Source organism: Pseudonocardia sp. McavD-2-B, assembly GCF_024124365.1.
Classification (GTDB): Bacteria; Actinomycetota; Actinomycetes; order Mycobacteriales; family Pseudonocardiaceae; genus Pseudonocardia; species Pseudonocardia alni.
Genome location: NZ_JAMXSG010000039.1, coordinates 21,072 through 27,448, shown reverse-complemented (window position 1 = coordinate 27,448; position 6,377 = coordinate 21,072). Strand labels below are relative to the sequence as shown.

Annotated in this window: 8 protein-coding genes; 4 read left to right on the top strand and 4 right to left on the bottom strand. The window is 74.6% G+C overall.

Translation table 11 applies throughout. The features are described from left to right. From NH602_RS08410 to NH602_RS08395, 4 genes are all read right to left on the bottom strand, one after another. Positions 1 to 688: BTAD domain-containing putative transcriptional regulator (locus NH602_RS08410; RefSeq protein ID WP_253067490.1), on the bottom strand; the 688-nt coding region annotated here is incomplete at its 3' end. A 218-nt stretch (positions 689 to 906) separates the two neighbouring features. Continuing rightward, on the bottom strand, positions 907 to 1,857 hold the full coding sequence (locus NH602_RS31845) for an ATP-binding protein (RefSeq protein ID WP_253067489.1): 951 nt from the start codon (positions 1,855 to 1,857) through the stop codon (positions 907 to 909). Next, on the bottom strand, positions 1,854 to 2,771 hold the full coding sequence (locus tag NH602_RS08400) for an MEDS domain-containing protein (RefSeq protein ID WP_073574902.1): 918 nt from the start codon (positions 2,769 to 2,771) through the stop codon (positions 1,854 to 1,856). The genes NH602_RS31845 and NH602_RS08400 overlap by 4 nt, the downstream gene beginning before the upstream one ends. A 295-nt stretch (positions 2,772 to 3,066) precedes the next feature. Beyond that, positions 3,067 to 3,594, bottom strand: coding sequence for an OsmC family protein (locus NH602_RS08395; protein WP_073574901.1), 528 nt, complete (start codon positions 3,592 to 3,594; stop codon positions 3,067 to 3,069). 189 nt (positions 3,595 to 3,783) lie between these two features. Between NH602_RS08395 and NH602_RS08390 the strand changes: the two genes are divergently transcribed. From NH602_RS08390 to NH602_RS08375, 4 genes are all read left to right on the top strand, one after another. Next, positions 3,784 to 4,422, top strand: coding sequence for a CDP-alcohol phosphatidyltransferase family protein (locus NH602_RS08390; protein WP_073575336.1), 639 nt, complete (start codon positions 3,784 to 3,786; stop codon positions 4,420 to 4,422). Between the two features lie 10 nt (positions 4,423 to 4,432). Next, positions 4,433 to 4,825, top strand: coding sequence for a glycine cleavage system protein GcvH (gene gcvH / locus NH602_RS08385; RefSeq protein WP_073574900.1), 393 nt, complete (start codon positions 4,433 to 4,435; stop codon positions 4,823 to 4,825). Between the two features lie 183 nt (positions 4,826 to 5,008). Then, complete coding sequence (gene garA, locus NH602_RS08380) at positions 5,009 to 5,461, top strand: glycogen accumulation regulator GarA (protein WP_073574899.1); 453 nt, start codon at positions 5,009 to 5,011, stop codon at positions 5,459 to 5,461. Positions 5,462 to 5,843: 382 nt separating this feature from the next. Then, a complete protein-coding gene (locus NH602_RS08375; protein ID WP_010224693.1) occupies positions 5,844 to 6,320 on the top strand; it encodes a bifunctional nuclease family protein in 477 nt (158 codons plus the stop codon). Positions 6,321 to 6,377 lie beyond the last annotated feature (57 nt).

Sequence of the window (6,377 nt, the reverse complement as noted above, 5' to 3'; positions counted from 1 at the left end):
TGTTGCGCAGCAGCCGCTGGAACTCCTCGTACTCGGCGAGCGCGTCGGCGACGTGCCCGCCGGCGAGCAGGGCCTCGACCAGGGCGCGGCGCGACCGCTCGCGGCTCGGCGCGGTGGCGACGGCCCGGCGCGCGACGACGACGGCGTCGTCGTGCCGGTCGGCGGCGGTGAGCGTGCCGGCCAGTCCCTCCAGGGCGGACAGGCGCAGCTGGCGGAACCGTTCGCGCTCCACGGCGATCCACGCCGCGGTCCACGACGGGAGGATGTCGGCCTCCAGCAGCGCGGTCTCCGGCGCGCCGATCTCACGCACGGTGCGCAGCATGCTGGGCGCGGACAGCCCGCGGATCAGGAGCATGGCCTCGGTGAGATCGACGACCACGTCGTCGCCGAGCTGCAGCCGGCCGAGGTGGTCGGCGTCGAGCAGGCCCGGTACGTCGACGCCGGCGACGGCCTCGTCGAGCAGCCGGGCCGCGGGGACGGGACCGACTCCGGGCCACAGCGTCGCGGCGAGCGCCGCGGTCGGCTGCGGCCGCCGGTGGACGGCGAGATAGGCGACCAGGCGACGGGAGTCGACCGGCAGCGGGACGGCGCGGTCGCCCGCGCGCAGCCCGAACGAGCCCAGCACCCGCACGTGCGGGGTGGAGGTGGGAGTGCTCTGCTCACTGGATCGACAGTGATCGTCGGACATGGCCGTTTCCCCGGATCGGTCGTGACGTGCGGCCCGCGATCGGCTCCGTACGGAGCCGGGGCGCGCCGGGCGGGAGGGCCTCGGATCGCGGAGCAGGCACGACGGAACCGCACCGACACGGACGGCGGGCGGCGTCTCCGTGTGGTGTCGTGGGACGAGGATAGCCCAGCAGTGCCCACGGTGTGAGATCCGGGTACGGCCGGATGGTGGGATCTGCGTCAGGCCCGGGAGAGCAGCCGGACGTGGGTCCCGTCCGGGGCCCGCCAGACGTGCAGGCTGTCGCAGAGCTGCCGGGCGATCCAGGTCCCGCGCCCCCGTGCCTGCGACGGGTGCGGCGGCGCCAGCCCGATCAGCGGCAGCGCGATCGCCCCGCTGTCCTGCACCTCGCAGACCAGCTCCCCGTCGCGCGCCCACACCGACAGCCCCGCCTCCGGGGAGCCGTGCTCGACCGCGTTGGTGGCGACCTCGTTGACCGCCTGCACCATGTCTTCGCCGCGTGCGGTGTCGAACCGGCACACCCGGGCGGCCTCCTCGACGGCGTCGCGCACCCGGGACAGCTCGAAGGTGTTGTAGGACAACGTGACGTCCGGCGGTCCGAGCAGGTGCGGCGGCGCGATCGGCAGGGCCGCGAGCACCTCGGCGGGCGGGCGGTGCCGCGGGTTCTCGGTGAGCCCGGAGACGCGCAGCCCCAGCGGGTGGTTCACCACCGCCGACTCGCCGACCGCGCCGTGCAGCGGTAGCCGGGGGTAGGCGCACACCTGCAGGACCGGTAGCCCCGCGAGGGAGATGTTGAGCGCGGCCTCCAGCTCGACCCAGAACCCGCCGTCGACGCCGTCGAGGTCCGGGTCGTGCGCGCTCACCACGAACACCGGGCGGCCCGAGGAGGTCAGCGCCCGCAGCTCCCGGGCCCGCCAGGCGGCGACGGTCTGTCCGGACTCCCGGGCCGAGCTGGTCAGCGAGGTGAGCCTGCCGAGCTCGACCTCGTCGCCGAGCTCGTCGTGCAGTGCCTGCTCCAGCGGTGCGGGCAGGTCCACTGCGACCCGGGCGCCGGTGTCCCGCGCCGCGGCCCGGGCGGCCGGCGCGACGGCGGCGAGCAGCTCCACCGGGTCGTCGGCGTGCACGAGGGCGTGCCGGAAGCCGGGCGGGCGGGGTGCGGCGTTGACCTTCACCGGAGCTGTCCTCCCGGGTACACGACCTCGGGGGCCGGAGGGTGGTCGTCGAACACGAGCTGGGGGGAGAAGGCCGCGCCGCAGCGTTCGAGCACGCGCAGCACCCGCGGCCGGACCCGGTGCAGCACCAGGCGGTGGGTGGCCGGGAAGCTCTCGGCGGCGTGCACCAGCGCGACCGCGGTGGCGACATCGACGAACCGCACCGAGGCCAGGTCCAGGCCGATGTCGGTGGAGGCGTCCGCGGAGCGCAGCGCGGCATCCAGGGCCGAGTGCAGCAGCGAGGTGATCTTCGAGCGGTTGCTGTGGTCGACCTCGCCGGCCAGCCGGGCGTGGCCGGTACCGAGGCGCACGATCCGGAGCAGGCCGTCGTCGTAGGCGGTGGAGCAGGGGACGTGGTCGCGGTGCAGCGCCCGCATGATGTCGATCTGCTCGGCCGGGAAGTGCTCGGTGTCGTAGGTGCACAGCGCGGTCAGCCCGCCCGCGCTCTCGCGGATCAGCCGGGCCAGCAGGCCGTCGTACTCGGGCAGGGTGCCCGCGGCGCCCGCCTCGAGCACCGAGTGCATCTGGCCGGTCATCCGGGTGCCGTTCCAGCCGAGCTCGCGGGAGCGGGCGACCTCGCCGGACATCCCGGCGTGCACCTCGGACAGCGGGGTGCGGAAGGTGCGCCGGGTCCGTTCGGCGGGCAGGATCTCCAGCTGGCCGTGGCGCAGCGGGTCGTCGACCTCGACGCCGTCCTCGACGAGGCGGCGGAGCAGGACGTCGGCGGCGCCGTCGTCGTCGAAGTAGAGGATGCGCTCGCCCCGGTCGAGACCGTGCGCGACGTAGGCGGCGGCGAGCTCGCCGAGGTGCTCCGTACTGTCCGGGACCGCGCACACGTGATCGCCGGACGTCAGCGCGTCCGCCAGTTTGATCACGTCTCACCTGCCGCGTGCGCCCCGCCGCCGCACGTCGCGGCGCCGGGCACACCCCGTCACGAACTCCTGGACGGATCAACCGTACGGAGGCCCTCGGCGGGGACCGGAGACCTCGGAGTGTGTGGGGCGCCGAACCGACGGTGACACGCGACGAGCGGATCGCCACCGGCGGGCGACCAGGGTCGGCGGACCCGGTCCGACCAGGACGTACGGCCGTTCGGCGCTGCCCGGTGCACGCCGGACGGCGGTGGCACCCGGTGTCCGGGTGGTCACCGTCCGGCGCGCCACGGGCGGGTCAGGCGGCCGGGTTGACCGCGACCGAGGTGGTCGCGCTGCCCTGGACCGTCTGCAGGACGACGCAGTACCGCTCGGTCAGCTTCACCAGGGTCGCGACCTTGTCCTCGGCGGCGGGCGCGCCGCCGTCGCGGACGTCGACGTCGAAGGACAGGCGGATCTCCCGGAAACCGACCGGGGCGTCCTTCGCGACGCCGAGGGTGCCGCGGAAGTCGAGGTCGCCCTCGGCGCGCACGGCGCCGAGCACCTCGAGCTCCAGTGCGGTGGCCACCGCGCGCAGGGTCACCCCGGCACAGGCCACCAGCGCCTCCAGCAGCATGTCGCCCGAGCACAGCTGGGTGCCGTCGCCGCCGGTGGCCGGGTGCAGGCCCGCCTCGGCCATCGCCTGGCCGGTCGAGACCTTGCACGCCACACCGGAGCCGAGCTCCCCGTCCGCCTTCAGGGTGATGACCGCCGACTCCGGGTCGTCGCGGTACTGCTGCTTGAGCGGGGCCTGGATGTCGCGCAGGGAGATGTTGGTATCGGTCATGTCCCCATCCTCACCCCGACGGGGCGGCCCGCACACCCCGACCCGACGACTAGGGTGCCCGATGTGGGCGGGGAGAGCGACACCGGACGGGCGGCAGCGGTGCGCCGCAGCGCCCGCGAGGCCGCCGACTCGGTCCGCGAGGCCCGCGACACCGTCCGGGACACGGTGCGCGACACCGTCCGGGACTCGGTGCACGACACCGTCGGCCCGCCCACCGACGACGACCGGCTCTGGACCGTCCCGAACGCGCTCAGCATGCTGCGCCTGGCCGGGGTGCCGCTGTTCCTGTGGCTGATGCTCGGCCCGGAGGCCGACGGCTGGGCCGTCGCGGTGCTGGCGATCGGCGGGTTCACCGACTGGCTCGACGGCAAGCTCGCCCGCGTCCTCGACCAGTTCAGCCGGTTCGGCGCCATGCTCGACCCGGCCGTGGACCGCCTGTACATCCTGGCCGCGCTGGTCGGGCTGGCCGCGCGCGACATCGTCCCGTGGTGGGCGGTGGTCGCCCTGGTGGCCCGCGACGTCGTCCTCGCCGTCTGCGTGTTCGTGCTGCGCCACCGCGGCTACGGCCCCTTCGAGGTCGTCTACCTCGGCAAGGCCGCCACCTTCGTCCTGCTCTACGCCTTCCCGCTGCTCCTGCTCGGTGACGGCCCCTCACCCGCCGAGGCCGTGGTCGGCGTCGTCGCGAACGCCTTCGCCATCTGGGGCGTGGCCCTCTACCTGTGGTCGGGGCTGCTGTACCTGGCCCAGTTCCGGCTGGCGCTGCGGCGCCCGGCGCCGGGCGCCCCGGCCCCGTCGACCCGGTTCGATCACGGCGGCGCCGGGGGATAGGCTCCCCGGTGTGAGCTCGGAGATTCCGTCGGACCTGTCCTACACCGAGGCCCACGAGTGGGTGCGCCGCAGCGGGGACGGGGTGGTCCGGGTCGGCATCACCGACCACGCCCAGTCGCAGCTCGGTGACGTCGTCTTCGTGCAGCTGCCGGCCGTCGGTGACACCCTCGCCGCGGGCGACGCCATGGGCGAGGTCGAGTCGACCAAGTCCGTGTCGGACATCTACGCCCCGGTCGGCGGCGAGGTCGTCGCCGTGAACGACGGGCTGGACGCGGGCCCGGAGCTGGTGAACTCCGCGCCCTACGGCGACGGGTGGATCGTCGAGATCCGCCTGGCCGAGGGGGCCTCGCTCGACGGCCTGCTCGACGCCGAGGCCTACCGCCAGCTGGCCGACGGCGCCTGAGCCGGTCCGCCCGCCGCACCACGCGGCACGGCGCGCCGCCCTCCGTATCGCCCCGGCCGCTCCGACCGGTAGGTTCACATCCCCTGGACGTGCCGTCCGGAAGGGACCGGGACACCGGCCCCGCACCGCCCTGACCGCCCGGACACCGTCCGGGTACCGCATCCGCGAGGAGGAGTCCCCGAGGTGACCACGAACGACCCGCGCGACGTGCCACCGGAGCGCGCACCGGAGACCACGTCGGTCTTCCGGGCGGACTTCCTCGCCGACGTCGAGCAGCCGGCCGCCGAGCCCGCCGTCTCGGGTGTCGACGGGCTGCCCGCCGGGTCGGCGCTGCTCGTCGTCCGGCGCGGTCCGAACGCCGGCTCGCGCTTCCTGCTGGACGTGCCGACCACCAGCGCCGGCCGGCACCCCGACAGCGACATCTTCCTCGACGACGTCACCGTCTCCCGGCGGCACGCGGAGTTCCGCCGCGACGCCGGTGAGTTCGTCGTGGTCGACGTCGGCAGCCTCAACGGCACCTACGTCAACCGCGAGCCGGTCGACACGGCGGTGCTCGCCAACGGCGACGAGGTGCAGATCGGCAAGTTCCGCCTGGTCTTCCTGACCGGGCCCCGTGAGACGGGCGCCCAGGGCTGATCCCGGGTCCGTGCGGCGGCGCCGTCGGTGCCGTTCACGGACCCCCGCGGACGACCGGCCCGTCGCACCAGGGGTGCTCCCGTACCCCCTGGTGCGACGGGCCTTCTGCGTGGACGGGGACCGGCGGGTGTCGAGCCGACACGCCGTGCGCGACGGGCGTGTGACGATCGTCGAACGGACCCCGTCACTCCCCGTCCGGAGGCGCGCGTCGGGGCGGACCGCCGTGTAGCGTCATCAGGTGTCGGTGGCAGTGCGGTGGCAACGACACGGAGCCCGTCGGGTCCGCCGCACGGGTCAGGGCGAGCAAGGCGATCAGGGCGGCCGGGGTGGCGTGTCCACCCGGGTGGCCCGACAGGCCCGACAGGGCCGGGGAGGCGGGCTGATGAGCGAGATGCGCGTCGTGGGCGTCCGGGTCGAACTTCCGGCGAACCAGCCGATCCTGCTGCTGCGGGAGACGAACGGCGACCGATACCTCCCGATCTGGATCGGATCGGTGGAGGCGACGGCGATCGCCCTGGAGCAGCAGGGGGTCAAGCCCGCGCGGCCGCTGACCCACGACCTGCTCAAGGACGTGATCGGGGCACTCGGGCGGCGGCTCGAGCAGGTGCGGGTGACCGACCTGCAGGAGGGCACCTTCTACGCCGAGCTGATCTTCGACGGCGGCGTCACGGTGTCCGCGCGGCCGAGCGACTCGATCGCGCTGGCGCTGCGGACCGGTGTCCCGGTGCACGCCGACGAGAGCGTCCTCGCCGAGGCGGGTCTGGTCATCCCCGACGAGCAGGAGGACGAGGTCGAGAAGTTCCGCGAGTTCCTCGACTCCGTGTCGCCGGAGGACTTCCGCGGGGCCCAGCCGGGCTGATCCGTCCGGGTGACCACCGCCGTCACCCGGCGGTGGAACCGGATGGACCACGGTCCG

What these genes read in the sequence shown, in the direction of transcription:
- NH602_RS08395 (WP_073574901.1), bottom strand. Translation starts at nt 3,594, where the DNA reads ATGACCGATACCAACATCTCCCTGCGCGACATCCAGGCCCCGCTCAAG.
- NH602_RS08375 (WP_010224693.1), top strand. Translation starts at nt 5,844, where the DNA reads ATGAGCGAGATGCGCGTCGTGGGCGTCCGGGTCGAACTTCCGGCGAAC.